Source organism: Microcystis sp. M53598_WE2 (assembly GCF_030067735.1).
GTDB classification, from domain to species: Bacteria; Cyanobacteriota; Cyanobacteriia; order Cyanobacteriales; family Microcystaceae; genus Microcystis; species Microcystis aeruginosa.
Window position 1 is genome coordinate 1 of the sequence record NZ_JASJFE010001037.1, and the last position, 2,221, is coordinate 2,221.

The following is a 2,221-nucleotide window of genomic DNA, read 5'->3' on the forward strand; positions in this document are numbered from 1 at the left end:
CTGACTACTGACTACTGACTACTGACTCCTAACCCTAACAACAATTTTTGATTTTTACAAGAGGTCTATTTTAGTCCAGTTTCCCTCTCTCGCTCCGGAGTGAGAGAATAGTCATACTTAGTTTTTTTGTCCCGATCGAGAGTATTTTCTGAGATAGATCATTGCCGATCTGGGGATAAAAAACCGTAATTTCGCCCGATATAACCTTTTATTTGCCCCTATGACTGTCAAAATCGCTCTTAACCCCAATCAGATTCAAAATCTGGATCTATCATCTTTAGAGACTATTATTCAAGATTATCGGTCCCGATCAGCGATCGCCGAACTAGAACAAGCTCTACAATTAGAGATAGATTATCCTCGCGCGGAGGGTGATATGCGGGAATTATCGGAGATAGCGGAAGTTAGGCTGTGGTTTCTGCGTTTAGATGCGGTTTATCCCTGGCTAATCTTTATTCTTGACCCAAAACAGGGAGAAATCGCCCGTTATGCTGCTATGTTGGTCCCCCATCAATTCCATCGCGGGGAAGGAATTCAATATAATCCCGAAGCTTTAGAGATTTTTGTGATGCAAAAACTCTTTATTTTGTCTGATTGGCTGAAAAGCCAGCAAATTCCCGCTTTATCTCGCTTAAAATTTTTCGCTCAACAGTTTGGTTACGATATCGACGAGGAATTTCTCTCTAGTCTCTAAAAGCCTCCCGCGCCGACTAGATAAGGTATGTTTAATATATGACAAGCTACTGTCTCACCCAATTTAGCGCCACCAATACCCCTATCAGAGAATCATGGATACAAAATCCTTTAAACGTACCCTACAGCAATCGGATAACTATAACCGCAAGGGATTCGGTCATAAAGAGGAAGTAATGGATGCCATGACCAATGAGTATCAAAGCGACCTGATCCAAGAAATTCGTGAAAATAATTATCGTTTAGAACGGGGTGACGTGACGATCTATCTCGCTCAAGCTTTTGGTTTTTGTTGGGGGGTAGAACGCGCTGTTGCCATGGCCTACGAAACTCGTCAACATTTTCCCCTGGAACGTATCTGGATTACTAACGAAATTATTCACAATCCCTCGGTTAATCAGCGTCTGCGCTCCATGGCCGTGGGTTTTATTCCGGTCGAAAATGGCCAAAAAGACTTTACTGTGGTGGAATCGGGGGATGTGGTGATTTTACCTGCTTTTGGGGCCAGTGTCTCGGAAATGCAAATACTTAACGATAAGGGTTGCATGATTGTGGACACCACTTGTCCCTGGGTTTCTAAGGTGTGGAATTCCGTGGAAAAGCACAAAAAAAGCGACCACACTTCGATTATTCACGGGAAATATAATCACGAAGAAACGATCGCCACTAGCTCTTTTGCTGGCACTTATCTGATCGTTTTAAATTTGGCTCAAGCTAATTATGTCGCTAATTATATTCTCCACGGTGGCGATAAAAATGAGTTCTTAGAGAAGTTTAAAAATGCCCATTCCCAGGGTTTCGATCCCGATCGCGATCTAGATTATATCGGTATTGCCAATCAAACCACGATGCTGAAAAGTGAAACGGAGGAAATTGGCAAACTCTTCGAGCATACTATGTTGAGAAAGTACGGACCGATCGATTTTAAAGATCATTTCATGAGTTTTAATACCATCTGTGATGCCACTCAAGAGCGTCAAGATGCCATGTTTGAACTGGTGAAAGAACCGCTTTCTTTAATGGTGGTAATTGGCGGTTATAATTCCTCTAATACCACTCACCTACAGGAAATAGCGATCGAGCGTGCCATTCCCTCCTATCATATCGATAGTGCCGAGTGCATTCTCCCCGGCAATCGCATCGAACATAAACCTTTAGGGGACGATTTAATTATCACCGATAACTGGTTAAATGAGGGAAAAATTGTCGTCGGAGTGACTTCTGGCGCTTCCACTCCTGATAAGGTGGTAGAAGAGGTGATCGAGAAAATTTTTGCGTTCAAATCTTCTTTAGTCTCTCCGTAATTAGCCTAGGTGTGTTAGCCTTTAGCAATAGCTGCATCTCATAGCAAAAATAGGAGATGCAGCTGATATTTTTCTCAGTGGGATTGCTCAGAAACTAACTACCGCAATCTTGACATTGACGTTAGAACCGTTGGATTCTTCTCGTTGAGTGTATCTCATATTTGCAGAAATACCGACAATCAGCAATTATCAGCTTCTGAAGGCAAGAGGCAAAAGACAGAATC

General features: G+C 42.5%; 2 protein-coding genes. Both read left to right on the forward strand.

Annotation, left to right across the window (positions count from 1 at the left end; all coding sequences use genetic code 11):
• The first annotated feature begins 220 nt into the window (after nt 1–220).
• Nucleotides 221–694, forward strand: coding sequence for a CRR6 family NdhI maturation factor (locus tag PX636_RS21280; RefSeq protein ID WP_002795611.1), 474 nt, complete (start codon nt 221–223; stop codon nt 692–694).
• 94 nt (nt 695–788) lie between these two features.
• A complete protein-coding gene (locus PX636_RS21285; protein WP_288118742.1) occupies nt 789–1,997 on the forward strand; it encodes a 4-hydroxy-3-methylbut-2-enyl diphosphate reductase in 1,209 nt (402 codons plus the stop codon).
• Nucleotides 1,998–2,221: the final 224 nt, after the last annotated feature.

Bases quoted from the DNA above. Each gene is read 5' to 3' on its own strand.
- PX636_RS21280 (WP_002795611.1), top strand. From the start codon at position 221: ATGACTGTCAAAATCGCTCTTAACCCCAATCAGATTCAAAATCTGGAT.
- PX636_RS21285 (WP_288118742.1), top strand. From the start codon at position 789: ATGGATACAAAATCCTTTAAACGTACCCTACAGCAATCGGATAACTAT.